The sequence below is a fragment of the Vibrio sp. 1S139 genome (assembly GCF_041439475.1).
GTDB classification, from domain to species: domain Bacteria; phylum Pseudomonadota; class Gammaproteobacteria; order Enterobacterales; family Vibrionaceae; genus Vibrio; species Vibrio crassostreae_C.
Map to the genome: position 1 here is coordinate 1 of NZ_JBGOOD010000041.1, position 14,840 is coordinate 14,840.

The window sequence follows — 14,840 nt, forward strand, 5'->3', positions numbered from 1 at the left end:
GGTTACGACGTTCGTTTCGATGATTGAATGTGTCGATTTAAAGACGCTTACGATTGAAAGGCCAAATACGGCTTAGGAAAGAGTAACAACAGTACGCTAGAATAAAGGCCGAATCGTTAAATCGATTCGGCCTTTTTGCGTTTTATTCGTTCCATTTCTATTCTTTATCTTCTTTTCTATCCCTTCTGACGTAAATGATAAATTGATATTTTTCGATTAAATATTAGTACTTTATCGCTATTTTTATTTGCAGTAATAAGTTTGGATAAACTTGTGAGAGTTTTATGAGAATTCAATGAAGTTGCTGATAGATTTGATCGTCATTCTTAGAGTCAACAACACCACAGTTCGTTCTGGCAAAGGTAACGGTATATCGCTGTTATTCGTTTTGTTGGCAACGATAGGACTCGATAAAGGATGGAATCAAAATGAATAAACGTACTCAAATCAGCTTAGTGATCAGCTCGGCTATGTTGGCCTTCGGAGCGGCTCAAGTTCAGGCTGCTGAGCTTGAAGTCACTGTCACTAATGCAACGAAAGGGATCTACTTTACGCCTATCTTAGCGGCGGCTCATGACTCAAGCTTGTTCATGTTTAGAACGGGTGAAACGGCTTCTTCGGAACTAGAGTCCATGGCCGAAGGTGGCGATATTTCAGGTTTATCTGGTGTCATTGCCAACGCGGGAGGCGTGGTGGTTGAGAACCCAGCGGCCGGCATCCTCAACCCAGGCGTCGCAACTACGTTTGATATCAGTACTGGTGATTTAGAGTACCTATCATTGGGTGCAATGTTGCTGCCGACAAACGACGGCTTTGTTGGTCTAGATAGCTGGAAGATCCCAACTCAAGCGGGCACCTACAAAGCGACTCTAAATGGTTATGACGCAGGCACAGAAGCCAATGATGAGCTGGCGGGCAGTATGCCGAACCCTCCATTCATTACCTTTGGCGCTGGTGGCACAGGTGTAGAAACGGCAGTATCAAACGCTAAGGTTCATATTCATCCAGGTAACATTGGTGATGGTGATGCGGCGGGCGGCATCAGTGACCTCGATAGCAGTAGCCATCGATGGTTAAACCCTGTTGCAACTATCACCATTGTTGTGAAGTAAGGGGGATGTATGAAAGCTAGAATTCTATTTATCGCTGCATCAGTAGCTGTGTTAGCGGGTTGTCCGGACGATGACGACGATTACTATCGCTATGATGTGAGTGTTACTAACCTCACCCCCAATCAACCAATGTCACCACTCGCGGTGTTGACTCACAATACGAATTTTGATCTGTTTGAAGTTGGGCAAAGTGCCTCTGTCGATCTGGAATACTTGGCGGAAGGGGGTAGTAATGCACAATTGCTTGCGCTCAGTGACAGTGACGCCAATGTTTATCAAGGCATCTCAGGCAATGGACTGATTCTTTCAGGTGAGCAAGACACGGTGTCGATTCGTGTCGACCCAAATCAAGAAGGGTATATCTCAGTTGCTTCCATGTTGGTGAACACCAATGATGCGTTTGTCGGCGAATCCGGATTATCGCTCAAGTCATTAGCGGTGGGTGATACCTTTACCATGAACATGAATGTTTGGGATTCGGGAACTGAGCTGAACGATGAGCTTGCTGCAACCATTCCGGGACCAGCAGGCGGTGGTGAAGGTTTTAATACCACACGAGACGACACCGATATAGTGAGTTTTCACTCTGGCGTAATCAGCCAAGATGATGGCCTTACGACTTCTACTTTAAGTGCAAATCATCGTTTCCTTAACCCCGGTGCAAGAATCACCATTACTCGAACTCAGTAACAGGTTGAAAGCACGATGAAAGAATTCCTGCTCTGTTCCGGTCAATTGAAAGGTGGGCGGACTCAGAATAGAGCAGGGATCATGAATAGTGCTGCGGTAAATTTGATGGCAAACATATTGTTGGTTGAAGACGATGATGACTTGGCTGAACTGGTGCAGATGCATCTTCAGGTACAAGGCGATGAATCATTCTTAAACTAAATTCTTCTAGTTCATGGCGAGGCATGGTGATTAAGCAATTTAAGGTGTAGTCGCGTTGCATGGTGTTCTCTTGGATCTGCAAAAAGGTCGGACAGTTTAATGGAGAAGCGAGTTTAGAAAAAGCAGATTTTAGATAAGCCTGCGTTGGCAGGCTTATCTGTGTACTACAAGCCCTAAAATCGATGCTTAGGGGAACTGTATTTAGGTTTGAACGCAGTATCAGGCTTTGCTATGGCTTGGCGGTTGGTACTGCATCGACTGGTCGTTTCTCATGAATATGTTGCTCGCGACCAAACTGCCGATGCAAATAGAACCAAGGGCGAGCCAAGTCATCGCATCAGGAATCTCGTTGAATAGTGGGATCGCCAACAAGGTCGCCACTGCGGGTGTTGCACTGCCAAAAGCGGCAGAGCGTTCAGCCCCTAAGGAATTAACCGCATAAAGGTAAGTGAACGCAGCGATTAAACCCGCCCCAACGCCTTGCACTGTTGAATGAACGGCAAGCTCCGTGAAGGGCCAATTAGCGATTGGTGTGTCCATTAGGTGGCTTGGGAGGGTTCCAGTCAGGATTAGGACGAGTAAAAGCAAAGTAGAACAGAGAGAAATAAAACCGGCACTGACTAACGCATTAAGATTAGCGACACGGGCTGAGATGGTGAACATCGCCCACATTAAGCTTCCGCATAAAAACAACAAATGACCTTTGGTGTATTCGAAGTTGAAGCTGCTTAAGCTACTCCCTAAAAACAACAGTATGCCGAGCAAAACCAAACCTAAACCAACAACACGATGTCGGCTGAGTGGCTGCTTAAAAAAGAGTACCGCAATTCCTGTAACGAACAGAGGAAGCGTGCCCGGAACAAGAGCACTGCCATGAGATACCGGAACAAACTGCATGGCCGTTCCGGCAACAAGCAGATAAGGTAATCCGCTACCTACGAACATACCCGTTAGATACCGTTTAGGGACGACGGCAATTGCGCTGCGTGCTTTCCACATCAAAGGCAATAACACCAAAGCCGGTATGAGAAATCTTGTGAGAGCGATATCGGCAGGTGTTAAATCTGAATTTGCGCCGCCTTTAAGAGAAAGAAAAAAGCTCGCCCAAATGAGTAGGGTGACAGTAATAGATAAGTAGCCAAGATTCATAATATAGAAGGAGAGTGGGTGATGACTCATTATGGAACAGTTGGTGTGCCACAGGTTGGCAAGTTTTGGCTAAACTTGAACTATCGTTGATGATTTCTGCTAATATTCACCAAATAATTAACGGATTTAACTAATGTTTGGCATTTACTATGGATAGAATTGATAGGCATCTTCTCGAACTGCTACAAAAAGATGGCAGGTTAACCACGGCTGAACTTGCTGATGAAGTGGGTTTATCACCTTCGCCTTGTGCAAGACGAGTCAAAAGGCTAGAAGAAAAGGGCATTATTGACGGTTATCGTGTGAGCTTGTCACGAGAACAAGTCGGCATCGCAATGAGTGTGTTTGTTGAGGTGAGCCTAAACAACCACCAAGAAGTGTCGATAGATAAGTTTGAGGCGGCTGTTGTAGAGATGGAAGAGGTGATCAGTTGCCACGTTGTATCTGGGGCTTATGACTATTTGCTAGAAGTGGTTAGCCCGAACTTGATGGCCTACGAGGCATTTACAAGAAAACTTCAAAGGCTCTCTAACGTGAAAGATATTCATACCCACCTTGCGATAAGACAAGTAAAAGGCAATGCACCACTGCCAATTTATACCGATTAAGCCAAACTCTGAGCAGTAACACGAAGGCAGAATGAGCTGAAAACGAAATGGTTTACTCCTGAAGTAGAAGCGCGGTCAATATCAAAAATCATCCATTAAGTGTCAGGCTTCAGGCAATAAAAAACGGAGCACCTCGTGAAAGGTACTCCGTATATGATAGGTGCAAAACTTAGTGATACTTAAAGTTAGAGATTGAACAATCCCCAGTTTGTGCATTAATTCTGAATGAAAAAGCATGTGAATGATAATCCACGCCGTCATTCCAAATTGTCTCTCCAAATATCTTACATAGCTCTAGCTCACTTACTGAACCGAACTCTTCCATGTGTTTAGCTACAGATAAAAGTTTACCTCTTATCTCTGCAGTCCATTCCGTGTTACTCAAGCAGTTGAAAGCCATAGTCTTTTGCATATTACCTAGCCAAAATGTTTCTTGTTATTAAGTTATATGAAGATTCATGATAACAATTTTCTGGCGTTTGTAAATCTATTTTGTGATGAATATCTCACATACTCGCTTGCATTGGTCGGAAATTGAACTTCATTGTTGATAGATAGCACATTACTTTTACAACCTATTGATAAAGCTTTGATTAACGAGTTCTTAGAATATTATGAATGGGATTGAGCATATTTATCGGAAAAGTCCAGTCGAACGAGTGAGAGAATCTAATGGTGATTTCAGTTTGATGCATCGTTTGCTGGTTGGTTTATGTGGCGCGCTTCATCAATCATCGTCGCTTCTCTGCGGTATTTTGAAGACAGCTGACGGAATTTTTCACTGAGTGTATGGAGATCTCGGGAGAGTGATTGTGAGCTTTGGACGTGCACCTGCGCGCTTTCTGCCTGGCGTGGGAGTTTTGCTTTGGTGCAGTGTTTGGCGACGGCTTGCCATGAATACGCTAGAGAGTCAGCGCCTTCAAGTTCACTAGACACAAAATACGCCTGTTGTAGCAAAACCTCGGAGACGTCATACGCGGTATTCATATGACTATTGAGCTGCACATTAAACCTTTCTTCGTACTTTGCCCAAAGCTCAATGATCTGCTTTTCATTAAAGTGTTTAGATAACAATGTCTGTGACTCATAGGTTGAAAGAACTTGGTTGAACTCTTTGGTGTACTGACTATAGCGACCTTCAAAAGAGAGCTGACGATCCAACAGTGTTTGCCAGTTTTCACGGTCACAATGATTCGCTAGAGCGACATTGGCACTCAAAGTTACGCTTACAATGATAACTTTCCCCCAAAAACTCATGACTTTCCTCTACTTACCGTGCGCTCTATTGAGAGTATAGATGAGCAGCAGCATGAGTTGATGTACACTTGAGACATACCTATAACGGAAGAGCCGGCGTTAGAAGCTACCGAGCAATCTGAATCTGACCTTGTACCCATCATGGATCTTCAGCCTGAACCCGAGCAGACGGAATTTTACGTTTTGGAGAGAAAGCTTGAAGTGGTCGAGCAACCTGAAATTGATGGCTTGATAACAGATTACCTCTATAAAGGGGAAAAGGTGGTGGTACTCGAGAAACAAGGCGAATGGGCACGTATCTCAGACTATATAGTCCTTAAAGAAGGCGGCCCACAGACGGCGGAATGGGTCTCTATGTCAGGCTTATCGAATGATGAAGTCATTATTTCGGAAAAAGAAAGCAAAGAGATATTGGATTCCTATTTGGTTAAGTCTGATGACCTCAAGATCCATCAAGAAAAATTCCGTAATTCGGTGGCTAAACTGATCTCTGAGGGGGAGTGTGCCCCAAGTGATTTTGAAGAATTAGGCGGATGGGTGAAATCTGTTAAGTACAGTCACAGAGATGTCTATTTTATTTATTGTGGTGGGTTGTCCCTTGAAAACAAAATTTATCTTGATGTAAATACAAATGAAATATTTACGAAGTAAGATCCCACGCTCTATTTATTAATGCTATTTACTTAAGCCCACTCATAGATTGAGTGGGCTTTTTTTGTCTATTCATAATGCTCATCTTCCCCATTTAGAACGTTAATTATATTGAAGCTTATATAGAATTATTAGGAACCATTTAATAATAGCTAATAAGAATTTTGCTATTATTCTCGTGATCAATCATTTCAAACTCCCACATTGCATTATTCTTGAAACAAGCTGAGAGATATAGATTTATCTCGTATTTACAAAGGCTTACCTGCTTGGTGATAAAAGTAAAATTAAATAAACCTTATTAATATCAGAGCCTTGTGTTGGTTTACATATTCGTAACATTTCATTGGTTTTGGGATGCAAGTCTAGTTTTTAATCATAATACGAAAATATTTTATATTTGTAATAATAATTTTTGATTTTGAGTTGTAGGGTTTAATTAAAGAAAAACGTAAAGTTTAATTATCAACTAAGACATTATCTTATTAACATCATTGTTATTTAATTGCTTGTAAGGGATGGAACCATTAATGAAAAAGCTTGCTTTAATTACAGGGTCAAAAGGCGGTATCGGCTCAGCAATTTCCTCTAAATTAGTTGCAGACGGCTATCGTGTTATCGCGACTTATTTTACTGGAAATTACCAATGTGCCTTGGATTGGTTTAACGAAAAACAATTCACCGAAGATCAAGTGAGATTGTTTGAATTAGATGTTACCAATACTGCGGAATGTGCGCTGAGCTTAAGCAAGTTGTTAGAAGAAGAAGGCACGGTGGATGTACTAGTCAATAACGCAGGTATTACACGTGATAGCGTCTTTAAAAAGATGGATGCCGAAGCGTGGAAAGACGTGATTGAAACAAACCTAAACAGTCTGTTCAACGTGACTCAACCTTTGTTCGCTCCTATGTGTGAGAAAGGTAACTGCCGTGTCATCAACATCTCTTCCGTCAATGGTCTTAAAGGTCAATTTGGACAGACTAACTACTCAGCAGCGAAAGCTGGAATGATTGGTTTTTCTAAAGCTTTGGCTGCAGAAGGCGCTCGTAGCGGCGTAACCGTGAACGTGATTGCCCCTGGCTACACAGCAACTCCTATGGTTGAGCAAATGAAGCCTGAAGTACTGGATTCAATCAAGAACCAAATTCCGATGAAACGCTTAGCAACACCTGTTGAAATTGCAGACGCAGTGGGCTTTTTAGCGAGTGAATCTGGCGCGTACATTACAGGCGAAACATTGTCTGTGAATGGCGGCTTGTACATGCAGTAATTGGCGAAACTGAAGGGGTTGGAATGATGGAAAAAGTATTTATTGTTGCGGCTAAGCGCACTCCTATTGGTGCATTTACCGGGTCGCTAAAAAACGTATCTGCGGGTGAACTGGCTGGCGTTGCGATCAAAGGTGCACTTGAGTCTGTCGATCTTTCGTTAGATGCGATTGATGAAGTAATCGTCGGCAACGTGATTTCGGCAGGTCAAGGCATGGGGGTTGCTCGTCAGGCTTCCATCTATGCAGGGCTTCCTGAGGAAACACCAGCATACGGCGTGAACATGATTTGCGGCAGCGGAATGAAATCAGTGATGGACGCAGCGGCGCACATCAAAGCACAAGATGCTGAAGTGGTTATTGCTGCTGGCGTTGAAGTGATGTCACAAATTCCTTTTGTGGTACCAGCGAGCGTTCGTAATGGTCACAAAATGGGTGACATCTCAATGAAAGACTTACTGGTTGGTGATGGCTTAACCGATGCGTTTAATCACTACCACATGGGCATGACCGCTGAAAATATCGCGAACACGTTGAATATTTCGCGCCTAGCTCAAGATAACTATGCCTTAGAAAGCCAACAAAAAGCCGTTGCTGCGATTGAGGCGGGTAAGTTTAACGAGCAAATCGTGCCTGTAGAAGTTAAGCAGCGCAGACAAACCGTCACTTTTGATACCGATGAGTATCCGAAGTCAGACGCGACATTCGAAGGTCTGCAAAAGCTTCGTCCAGCTTTTGACCGTGAAGGGTCTGTTACGGCAGGTAACGCTTCGGGCATCAATGATGGCGCGAGTGCAATCATCTTAGCCTCAGAGAGTGCAGTAGCGAAATACGGACTGACACCACTGGTAGAGCTAACGAGCTACGCACAGTCTGGATTAGATCCAAAGATTATGGGTTTAGGCCCAGTAGAAGCCGTTTCTAAAACGCTTGATAAGGCGAATCTCACTCTAGAAGAAGTAGATTTGTTTGAATTGAATGAAGCGTTTGCAGCACAAGCTCTTGGCGTAATGTACCAATTGTCAGAGCAGCATGACTTACCGCTTGATGAGTTCAAGCCAAAGGTCAATGTGAATGGTGGTGCAATCGCGCTTGGCCATCCTTTAGGTGCTTCAGGCAATCGAATTATTGTTTCACTCATCCATGAAATGCTTGAACAGAAAACGACTTATGGCGTTGCTTCACTCTGTGTGGGTGGGGGAATGGGAACCGCTGTTTTGCTAAAAGGTATTGAAGGTTAGAGCCTGATATATCGGTAGCAAGCTTAAATATCGGATCAGCTTTTCAAAGCATCGCGAGTTAATCGATGAGCGTTGGCTGAAACGATAGTGACACAAATTTATTAAACTATGTATTCATCAGGAGTTACTTATGTACACGGATATTTTCAAAACAATTACTGACCAAACTGAAAAGCAATTTGAACCGTACTTAAAGTTCAACAAGTTGGTTGCAAAGAACGTCCAAACGATGACAGAACTGCAAATGAATGCAATGCAGACTTACACGAACATGGGTCTTGCGCAAATGAAAGCAGTGACTGAAATCAAAGACGTGACTAGCCTAACGGCGTTCAACAGCCAGCAACTAGCAGCGCTAACTCAATTGTCTCAACAGATGATGAGTGATAGCTCAAAAATGCAAGCTGCTGCAAAAGAGTTCAAAGAAGATGTTGAAACACTAACAACTGAAAACTTGAAAACAGTTACACCTGCATAAATAAAATCGCCATCGAGTCAGCACAGTGTTTACTGTGAGGCTCGGTGGCGATTTTCCGATTATTGGAGTCATGTTATGTTTCAACACTTCTTTTCGGACTACCTTGTTAAACTTCAACAAACAAACCAGCAATGGTGGGAAAACTTTGAACAAAACAAGGAAGCCGCGCAATCTCCCCTAAATCAAGCGATGCAAGAGTTGAATTTTGATGATGCGTCAAAAATCTTCGAGCAAGCCGCTAACCAACCCGCCGTTCTCCTTCAGTTACAATCCCAGTGGTGGGAACAGCAACTTAAGATTTGGCAAAATGCCGCACTGATGGGTAATACCGAAAGCGTCATTACTGAAGAGCGCAGTGATAAACGCTTTATTGATGAAGCGTGGAAAAATGACCCGTTTTACAGCTTTATCAAGCAGTCTTATTTGTTATTCAGCAAAAGCTATATAGACACCATTAATTCAATCGAAGGCATAGACGAGAAAACCAAGGAACGTGTGGCGTTCTTTTCACGTCAGGCTATCAATGCTCTTTCTCCTAATAACTTCATTGCGACTAACCCAGAGTTGATGAAGCTAACGCTTGAGCGCAATGGTGAGAACTTGCTAGATGGGCTAGAGCAGCTACAAGCTGACGTTGAAGCGAGCGCGGATATCCTCAAGATCCGTATGACCAACAATAATGCCTTCCGATTAGGTGTTGATGTTGCGAACACGGAAGGTGATGTCGTTTTTCAAAATGATCTGTTCGAGCTTATTCAATACTACCCAAAAACACCTCAGGTGAACGCCACGCCTTTGTTGATCGTTCCTCCATTCATCAATAAGTACTACATTCTCGACCTTCGTGAAAAGAACTCAATGGTTCGTTGGTTGCTTGAGCAAGGGCACAGCGTCTTCATGATGTCTTGGCGCAACCCAGGTGAAGCGCAAAAAGACTTAGAGTTCGGTGACTATGTCACGGAAGGCGTAGCGAAAGCCGTGACGGCAATTGAAGATATCACGGGTAAAGAGCAAATCAATGCTGCAGGTTACTGCATTGGTGGTACTGTTCTCGCTTCAACGGTCGCTTACTATGCTGCTAAAAGAATGAAGAAACGCATTAAAACTGCGACCTTTTTTACGACTCTATTAGACTTCTCTCAGCCGGGAGAGGTTGGCGCATATATCAATGAAACGATCATTAACGCCATTGAGAAACAGAACGATGCTAAAGGATTCATGGATGGTCGTTCATTAAGCGTGACATTCAGTTTGCTTCGTGAAAACAGCCTGTATTGGAACTACTACATTGATAACTACCTAAAAGGCAGCAGCCCAATGGAGTTTGATCTGTTGTACTGGAACAGTGACAGCACTAACGTTGCAGCTAAATGCCATAATTTCTTGCTGCGTGAGCTTTACCTTGAGAATAAACTTGTTCAAGACAAAGGCGTGAAAGTAGGCGGTGTCTGGATTGATCTCAATAAGATAAAAATACCAAGCTACTTCATTTCAGCGAAAGAAGATCATATCGCGCTTTGGCAGGGGACTTACCGTGGTGCCTTGAATACCGGTGGCAACAAGACGTTCGTGCTTGGTGAATCTGGTCATATCGCGGGTATTGTTAACCATCCAGATAAGAAGAAGTACGGGTTCTGGCTGAATGACAACCTAGACGACTCGGCGGATGAGTGGCTAACTAATGCGACTCATAATGAGGGGTCTTGGTGGACACACTGGAATCAGTGGCTACAAGGTTTTGAAACTGACGAAAAAATCGAACCTTTCAATCAAGGCTCAGAGCTTAATCCTGTGATTGGCAAAGCGCCAGGCAACTATGTAAAACAGGTGCTGCCGATTGTCGATCAAGAGCAGGTTGATAAAGAGACCGCAGAGAAAGAAGCGCCAGAAAACGAAGCTTAGGGCGTTAAGTCACATTCAATTATAAAGATACACAACGTCAGATAATAAAAAAGCCACTGAAATCAGTGGCTTTTTCGTATCAACTCATATCAGAATTATCTGGTAGAAGTTGATGGAATCTCGATTGTTAATCGATTTCTTTGTCTTTACCCATAGATAAAATCCAAAGAGATACGGCTGCAACACCTGCAAAGCCACCAAGAATGATAACTGGCATAGCGCTGTAACCTAGGATGTGCCAAATTACGCTTTCTAAAGTACTCATTCAAACGCTCCTTATTGCCAGCCTTCAACGCCGTGCATGTCTGGTAGTTTGTGTGCAATACCTTTGTGACAGTCTACACACGTTTTTTCACCAGAAGCTAGCGCAGTCGAGTGTTGTTTCGCACTACGGGGGCTCTGCTCTGAGAAGTCCATGTAATCGAACTGGTGACAGTTACGACACTCAAGTGAATCGTTCTTCTTCAATCGAGCCCATTCGCGTTCCGCTAGGTGAGCACGACGTGCTTTGAACTTTTCTTCAGTATTGATGGTTTTCGCAATAAAGTGTGCGTATAGCTCTTTAGATGCTTGAACCTTACGAACAATTTTATCTGTCCATTCATGAGGAACGTGACAGTCTGAACAGATAGCACGAACACCAGAACGGTTAGAGTAGTGAATTGTCTCTTGGATTTCAGCAACGATAGGTGCGTGACAGCCAGAACAGAATTCTTCCGTGTTGGTTGCCTCCATACCCGTGTTGAATGCACCCCAGAACAAAAGACCACCCGAGAAACCCAAGAACAAAACAACGCCTACGGCTGCTTTGCTTGGTGTCGCAAGTCTTTTCCAAAACGCTTTAAGTAATTTTATCATATATAGCCTCTCTTACAGTCCGGCTACGATTAACGCAGTGAATCTACAGGTTTGAACTCGTTCTCAACTAGTGGCTTAGCATTAGCTTGAGGTACGTGACACTGTAGACAGAAGTAACGACGAGGTGATACGTCTGCAAGTACCGCATCTTCACGGTTCATGTAGTGAGTTACACTCACTTTAGTAGCACCCATTTCTTTTGCGTTTTTCCAGCTGTGGCAAGAAAGACACTTGTTAGCGTTAAGAGAAACTTCATAGCTACGAATAGTATGAGGCACTAGAGGTGGTTGGTATACGTAGTCACTCTCAAGTACTTGGTCACGAGGGAACTTTTTGAAGTCATCTGCTGCGCGAGTTGCTTCAAGTTCACTTGCACCACGTAGAGATTCTACGCCACCAATGCCGCCTGGGTTATCCAGTTCAGCTTCAGCTTGAACTGCACCAGCTAGCAAAAGACCAGCTGATAGTAGGGCAGTAATCAGTTTTTTCATGGTTAATTTCTCCGCCTAAAGGCTAATTCTTTGAGTGGACTACTTCTTTCAAAAAGTAACGAAAAAAGCAGTCGCAATATTAAAAACGTCAGATCTACGAGCTAAGTGGTAAGAACATATTGTCCTTAAGCGACCTTAGTGATCTTAACTGGACACTTCTTGTAATCCGTCTGTTTAGACAGAGGATCCGTTGCATCCAAGATCAACTTGTTGATCAGAATTCTTGCATCAAAGAATGGTACGAATACCAAGCCTTGTGGTGGACGGTTACGACCACGAGTTTCAACACGAACGCGTACTTCACCACGTTTGTTTTCGATAAGAACTTCATCACCACGGCGAAGACCACGAGCTTTAGCATCAGCAGGGTGGATGTAACAAAGTGCATCCGGTACTGCTTTGTAAAGTTCTGGTACACGACGAGTCATAGTACCTGTGTGCCAGTGCTCAAGAACACGACCTGTACATAGCCACATATCGTATTCATCGTTTGGTACTTCAGGTGGCGCTTCGTATGGTGCATTGATGATCAGTGCTTTACCATCTGGTTTGCCGTAGAAGTCCCAATCAGAACCTTTCTTAGCATATGGATCTGAACCTTCTTTAAAGCGCCATAGTGTCTCTTTACCGTCAACAACAGGCCAACGTAGACCACGAACTTGGTGGTAGCGATCGTATGGTGCTAAATCGTGACCGTGGCCGCGACCAAAGGCTGCGTATTCTTCGAATAGACCTTTTTGAACGTAGAAACCTTGAGCTTGTGCATCGTCGTTAAGCTCTTGAGCTTCAGACAGTGGGAATGCATCAACGTTGCCGTTTTTGTAAAGCACGTCGTACATGGTTTTGCCACGGTACTCAGGCATTTTCGCAACCAGTTCTTCACCCCAAACTTCTTCAATAGTGAAGCGCTTAGAGAATTCCATGATTTGCCATAGGTCAGACTTAGCTTCACCTACAGTTTTCACTTGTTGGTACCATGCTTGTGTACGACGCTCTGCGTTACCGTAAGCGCCTTCTTTCTCAATCCACATTGCTGTTGGAAGGATGAGGTCAGCCGCTTGAGCTGTTGCCGTTGGGTACGGGTCAGAACATACAATGAAGTTATCTGGGTTACGGTAACCTGGCAGACGTTCAGTGTTGATGTTTGGACCCGCTTGCATGTTGTTGTTACACATTACCCAGTAAGCGTTGATTTTACCGTCTTTCAACATACGGTCTTGAAGAACAGCGTGAGCGCCGGGTACCGGTGGAATGGTGCCTTCTGGAAGTTTCCAGATATCTTCTGCAATTTTACGGTGTTTAGGGTTAGCAACCACCATATCGGCAGGTAAACGGTGAGCGAATGTACCAACTTCACGCGCTGTACCACACGCTGACGGTTGGCCAGTTAGTGAGAATGGGCTGTTACCTGGAGTAGAAATCTTACCTGTAAGAAGGTGGATGTTGTACACAAGGCTGTTCATCCATACGCCACGAGTATGTTGGTTCATACCCATAGTCCAAAGTGACATTACTTTGATGTTTGGATCGGCATATTGCTTAGCCAGCTTGATAAGGTCTTCTTGAGATACACCTGACATTTCAGACGCTTTCTCAACTGTGTATTCAGCAACAGACGCTTTGTAGTCTTCGAAAGAGATAGCAGTCATTTCGCCTGAGTTAGGGTTTGCGGCTGCTTTCTGTAGTGGATCATCGTCACGCAGACCGTAACCGATGTCTGTCGTTGCTTGCTTGAAGTTCGTGTGCTTGTTCACGAAGTCCCAGTTAACGGCATCGTTTTGAATGATGTAGTTAGCAATGAAGTTAGCAATTGCTAGATCTGATTGAGGTTCGAAGATGTAACCCGTGTCTGCAAGCTCGAAAGAACGGTGGTAGTAAGTAGACAGTACGTTTACTTTAACGTGTGGGTGGCTTAGACGACGGTCTGTAATACGAGTCCATAGTACTGGGTGCATTTCTGCCATGTTTGAACCCCACAGTACGAATGCGTCTGCGTGTTCAAAGTCATCGTAACAACCCATTGGCTCATCAATACCGAAAGTGCGCATGAAGCCTACTACAGCAGAAGCCATACAGTGACGAGCGTTTGGATCTATGTTGTTTGAACGGAAACCCGCTTTCATCATCTTAACGGCTGCGTAGCCTTCCATTACTGTCCATTGACCTGAACCGAACATACCAACACCTGTTGGACCGTTCTTCTTCAGTGAAGCTTTCCATTTCTCAGCCATCACGTCGAACGCTTTGTCCCAAGATACGGGTGCGAAATCACCATCTTTATGGAACTCACCATCTTTCATACGAAGAAGAGGTTGTTCTAGACGGTCTTTGCCGTACATGATTTTTGAAAGGAAGTAGCCTTTGATACAGTTAAGGCCTTTGTTTACAGGAGCTTCTGGATCGCCTTGAGTCGCAACCACTTTACCGTTTTGAGTACCTACTAGTACTGAACAGCCCGTACCACAAAAACGACAAGGCGCTTTATCCCACGTGATTTTTGTTTGATCAGAGCTAGCAATCAAGTTGGTTGCTGTTGCCGGTAGAGTTACACCTGCAACGGCTGCCGCTGATGCAGCTGCGTTTGCTTTCACAAACGCACGTCTTGTCATTTTCATACTTCACCCTCAAGTTGAGAATTGTTACTTCCAGTTTCTAAATCCGTTTCGTCGAGTCCAGTTTCGATTTGGTGATAAACCAAAGCTGTCCCCAAAACGTTCTTAATGTTGTTTATTGCTTCGATGGTGTCCGTTACAAAACCTTGGTTTTCAGTTTCTAGGACCACGATGATTTTGCCTTCAGGGCTATCTCCGTAGATTTCAGCGTTATCGAATTGATCGATCTCCGCTTTGATCTCATTTAGATGCTCAGGGCTCACATGCACGACTAAACTTGATATATGCACTTCATTTAGTGCCATAAATTGCTCTCGTTATT

General features: G+C 43.9%; 16 protein-coding genes and 3 pseudogenes. 10 read left to right on the forward strand and 9 right to left on the reverse strand.

Annotated features, from left to right (window positions below):
- Window positions 1-295 precede the first annotated feature (295 nt).
- The 4 genes and pseudogenes from ACED46_RS14335 to ACED46_RS14350 form a co-directional block, all read left to right on the forward strand.
- Window positions 296-436, forward strand: coding sequence for a hypothetical protein (locus ACED46_RS14335; RefSeq protein WP_017067451.1), 141 nt, complete (start codon window positions 296-298; stop codon window positions 434-436).
- Window positions 429-1,112, forward strand: a complete 684-nt coding sequence (locus ACED46_RS14340; RefSeq protein ID WP_065583911.1) for a spondin domain-containing protein — start codon at window positions 429-431, stop codon at window positions 1,110-1,112. The genes ACED46_RS14335 and ACED46_RS14340 overlap by 8 nt, the downstream gene beginning before the upstream one ends.
- A gap of 9 nt (window positions 1,113-1,121) precedes the next feature.
- The gene (locus ACED46_RS14345; RefSeq protein WP_017072230.1) at window positions 1,122-1,802 is read left to right on the forward strand and encodes a spondin domain-containing protein; all 681 of its coding nucleotides are present in this window, start codon (window positions 1,122-1,124) and stop codon (window positions 1,800-1,802) included.
- An 81-nt stretch (window positions 1,803-1,883) separates the two neighbouring features.
- A pseudogene (locus ACED46_RS14350) lies at window positions 1,884-1,988 on the forward strand (DNA-binding response regulator); the annotation flags it as partial.
- Here the strand turns inward: ACED46_RS14350 and ACED46_RS14355 are convergent.
- Both ACED46_RS14355 and ACED46_RS14360 read right to left on the reverse strand, forming a co-directional pair.
- Window positions 1,963-2,064 (reverse strand): annotated as a pseudogene (locus tag ACED46_RS14355) (exoribonuclease R); the annotation flags it as partial. The pseudogenes ACED46_RS14350 and ACED46_RS14355 sit on opposite strands and share 26 nt — an antisense overlap.
- 158 nt (window positions 2,065-2,222) lie before the next feature.
- Window positions 2,223-3,152 (reverse strand): DMT family transporter, encoded by a 930-nt coding sequence (locus tag ACED46_RS14360; protein ID WP_371721755.1) that lies wholly within the window; start codon window positions 3,150-3,152, stop codon window positions 2,223-2,225.
- 149 nt (window positions 3,153-3,301) lie between these two features.
- On the opposite strand from ACED46_RS14360, the gene ACED46_RS14365 reads away from it, so the two are divergent.
- Entirely contained in the window at window positions 3,302-3,760 is a 459-nt protein-coding gene (locus tag ACED46_RS14365) for an Lrp/AsnC family transcriptional regulator (protein ID WP_017062622.1), read from the forward strand.
- Window positions 3,761-3,929: 169 nt separating this feature from the next.
- On the opposite strand, the gene ACED46_RS14370 is transcribed toward ACED46_RS14365, so the two are convergent.
- A complete protein-coding gene (locus ACED46_RS14370) occupies window positions 3,930-4,172 on the reverse strand; it encodes a hypothetical protein (RefSeq protein WP_017062621.1) in 243 nt (80 codons plus the stop codon).
- 269 nt (window positions 4,173-4,441) lie between these two features.
- Window positions 4,442-5,017 (reverse strand): hypothetical protein, encoded by a 576-nt coding sequence (locus ACED46_RS14375; RefSeq protein ID WP_371721746.1) that lies wholly within the window; start codon window positions 5,015-5,017, stop codon window positions 4,442-4,444.
- Window positions 5,018-5,125: 108 nt separating this feature from the next.
- Here ACED46_RS14375 and ACED46_RS14380 point away from each other — a divergent pair.
- The 5 genes and pseudogenes from ACED46_RS14380 to phaC all read left to right on the forward strand — a co-directional run.
- Window positions 5,126-5,668 (forward strand): annotated as a pseudogene (locus ACED46_RS14380) (hypothetical protein); the annotation flags it as partial.
- A gap of 530 nt (window positions 5,669-6,198) precedes the next feature.
- Complete coding sequence (locus tag ACED46_RS14385) at window positions 6,199-6,939, forward strand: SDR family oxidoreductase (RefSeq protein ID WP_017062618.1); 741 nt, start codon at window positions 6,199-6,201, stop codon at window positions 6,937-6,939.
- A 26-nt stretch (window positions 6,940-6,965) separates the two neighbouring features.
- Complete coding sequence (locus ACED46_RS14390; RefSeq protein WP_029236542.1) at window positions 6,966-8,177, forward strand: acetyl-CoA C-acetyltransferase; 1,212 nt, start codon at window positions 6,966-6,968, stop codon at window positions 8,175-8,177.
- A gap of 130 nt (window positions 8,178-8,307) precedes the next feature.
- Window positions 8,308-8,655 carry a phasin family protein gene (locus ACED46_RS14395; RefSeq protein WP_017062616.1) on the forward strand — a complete coding sequence of 116 codons (348 nt, stop codon included), beginning with the start codon at window positions 8,308-8,310 and terminating at the stop codon, window positions 8,653-8,655.
- A 75-nt stretch (window positions 8,656-8,730) separates the two neighbouring features.
- On the forward strand, window positions 8,731-10,557 hold the full coding sequence (gene phaC, locus ACED46_RS14400) for a class I poly(R)-hydroxyalkanoic acid synthase (RefSeq protein ID WP_371721747.1): 1,827 nt from the start codon (window positions 8,731-8,733) through the stop codon (window positions 10,555-10,557).
- Between the two features lie 127 nt (window positions 10,558-10,684).
- Here the strand turns inward: phaC and ACED46_RS14405 are convergent, their stop codons facing one another.
- The 5 genes from ACED46_RS14405 to ACED46_RS14425 all read right to left on the reverse strand — a co-directional run bounded on the left by ACED46_RS14405 (window position 10,685) and on the right by ACED46_RS14425 (window position 14,823).
- A complete protein-coding gene (locus ACED46_RS14405) occupies window positions 10,685-10,822 on the reverse strand; it encodes a TIGR02808 family protein (protein ID WP_010430103.1) in 138 nt (45 codons plus the stop codon).
- An 11-nt stretch (window positions 10,823-10,833) separates the two neighbouring features.
- Complete coding sequence (locus tag ACED46_RS14410) at window positions 10,834-11,415, reverse strand: NapC/NirT family cytochrome c (RefSeq protein WP_009845456.1); 582 nt, start codon at window positions 11,413-11,415, stop codon at window positions 10,834-10,836.
- 29 nt (window positions 11,416-11,444) lie between these two features.
- Window positions 11,445-11,906 carry a nitrate reductase cytochrome c-type subunit gene (locus ACED46_RS14415; protein WP_017062614.1) on the reverse strand — a complete coding sequence of 154 codons (462 nt, stop codon included), beginning with the start codon at window positions 11,904-11,906 and terminating at the stop codon, window positions 11,445-11,447.
- A gap of 125 nt (window positions 11,907-12,031) precedes the next feature.
- Window positions 12,032-14,521, reverse strand: a complete 2,490-nt coding sequence (gene napA, locus ACED46_RS14420) for a periplasmic nitrate reductase subunit alpha (protein ID WP_102320774.1) — start codon at window positions 14,519-14,521, stop codon at window positions 12,032-12,034.
- Window positions 14,518-14,823, reverse strand: a complete 306-nt coding sequence (locus ACED46_RS14425) for a chaperone NapD (RefSeq protein WP_017062612.1) — start codon at window positions 14,821-14,823, stop codon at window positions 14,518-14,520. Before ACED46_RS14425 ends, napA begins: the two co-directional genes overlap by 4 nt.
- Window positions 14,824-14,840: the final 17 nt, after the last annotated feature.

What these genes read in the sequence shown, in the direction of transcription:
- ACED46_RS14375 (WP_371721746.1), bottom strand. Translation starts at nt 5,017, where the DNA reads ATGAGTTTTTGGGGGAAAGTTATCATTGTAAGCGTAACTTTGAGTGCC.
- ACED46_RS14425 (WP_017062612.1), bottom strand. Translation starts at nt 14,823, where the DNA reads ATGGCACTAAATGAAGTGCATATATCAAGTTTAGTCGTGCATGTGAGC.
- ACED46_RS14390 (WP_029236542.1), top strand. Translation starts at nt 6,966, where the DNA reads ATGGAAAAAGTATTTATTGTTGCGGCTAAGCGCACTCCTATTGGTGCA.
- ACED46_RS14365 (WP_017062622.1), top strand. Translation starts at nt 3,302, where the DNA reads ATGGATAGAATTGATAGGCATCTTCTCGAACTGCTACAAAAAGATGGC.
- ACED46_RS14410 (WP_009845456.1), bottom strand. Translation starts at nt 11,415, where the DNA reads ATGATAAAATTACTTAAAGCGTTTTGGAAAAGACTTGCGACACCAAGC.
- ACED46_RS14335 (WP_017067451.1), top strand. Translation starts at nt 296, where the DNA reads ATGAAGTTGCTGATAGATTTGATCGTCATTCTTAGAGTCAACAACACC.
- ACED46_RS14395 (WP_017062616.1), top strand. Translation starts at nt 8,308, where the DNA reads ATGTACACGGATATTTTCAAAACAATTACTGACCAAACTGAAAAGCAA.
- phaC (WP_371721747.1), top strand. Translation starts at nt 8,731, where the DNA reads ATGTTTCAACACTTCTTTTCGGACTACCTTGTTAAACTTCAACAAACA.
- ACED46_RS14385 (WP_017062618.1), top strand. Translation starts at nt 6,199, where the DNA reads ATGAAAAAGCTTGCTTTAATTACAGGGTCAAAAGGCGGTATCGGCTCA.
- ACED46_RS14345 (WP_017072230.1), top strand. Translation starts at nt 1,122, where the DNA reads ATGAAAGCTAGAATTCTATTTATCGCTGCATCAGTAGCTGTGTTAGCG.
- ACED46_RS14370 (WP_017062621.1), bottom strand. Translation starts at nt 4,172, where the DNA reads ATGCAAAAGACTATGGCTTTCAACTGCTTGAGTAACACGGAATGGACT.
- ACED46_RS14405 (WP_010430103.1), bottom strand. Translation starts at nt 10,822, where the DNA reads ATGAGTACTTTAGAAAGCGTAATTTGGCACATCCTAGGTTACAGCGCT.
- ACED46_RS14360 (WP_371721755.1), bottom strand. Translation starts at nt 3,152, where the DNA reads ATGAATCTTGGCTACTTATCTATTACTGTCACCCTACTCATTTGGGCG.
- ACED46_RS14340 (WP_065583911.1), top strand. Translation starts at nt 429, where the DNA reads ATGAATAAACGTACTCAAATCAGCTTAGTGATCAGCTCGGCTATGTTG.
- napA (WP_102320774.1), bottom strand. Translation starts at nt 14,521, where the DNA reads ATGAAAATGACAAGACGTGCGTTTGTGAAAGCAAACGCAGCTGCATCA.
- ACED46_RS14415 (WP_017062614.1), bottom strand. Translation starts at nt 11,906, where the DNA reads ATGAAAAAACTGATTACTGCCCTACTATCAGCTGGTCTTTTGCTAGCT.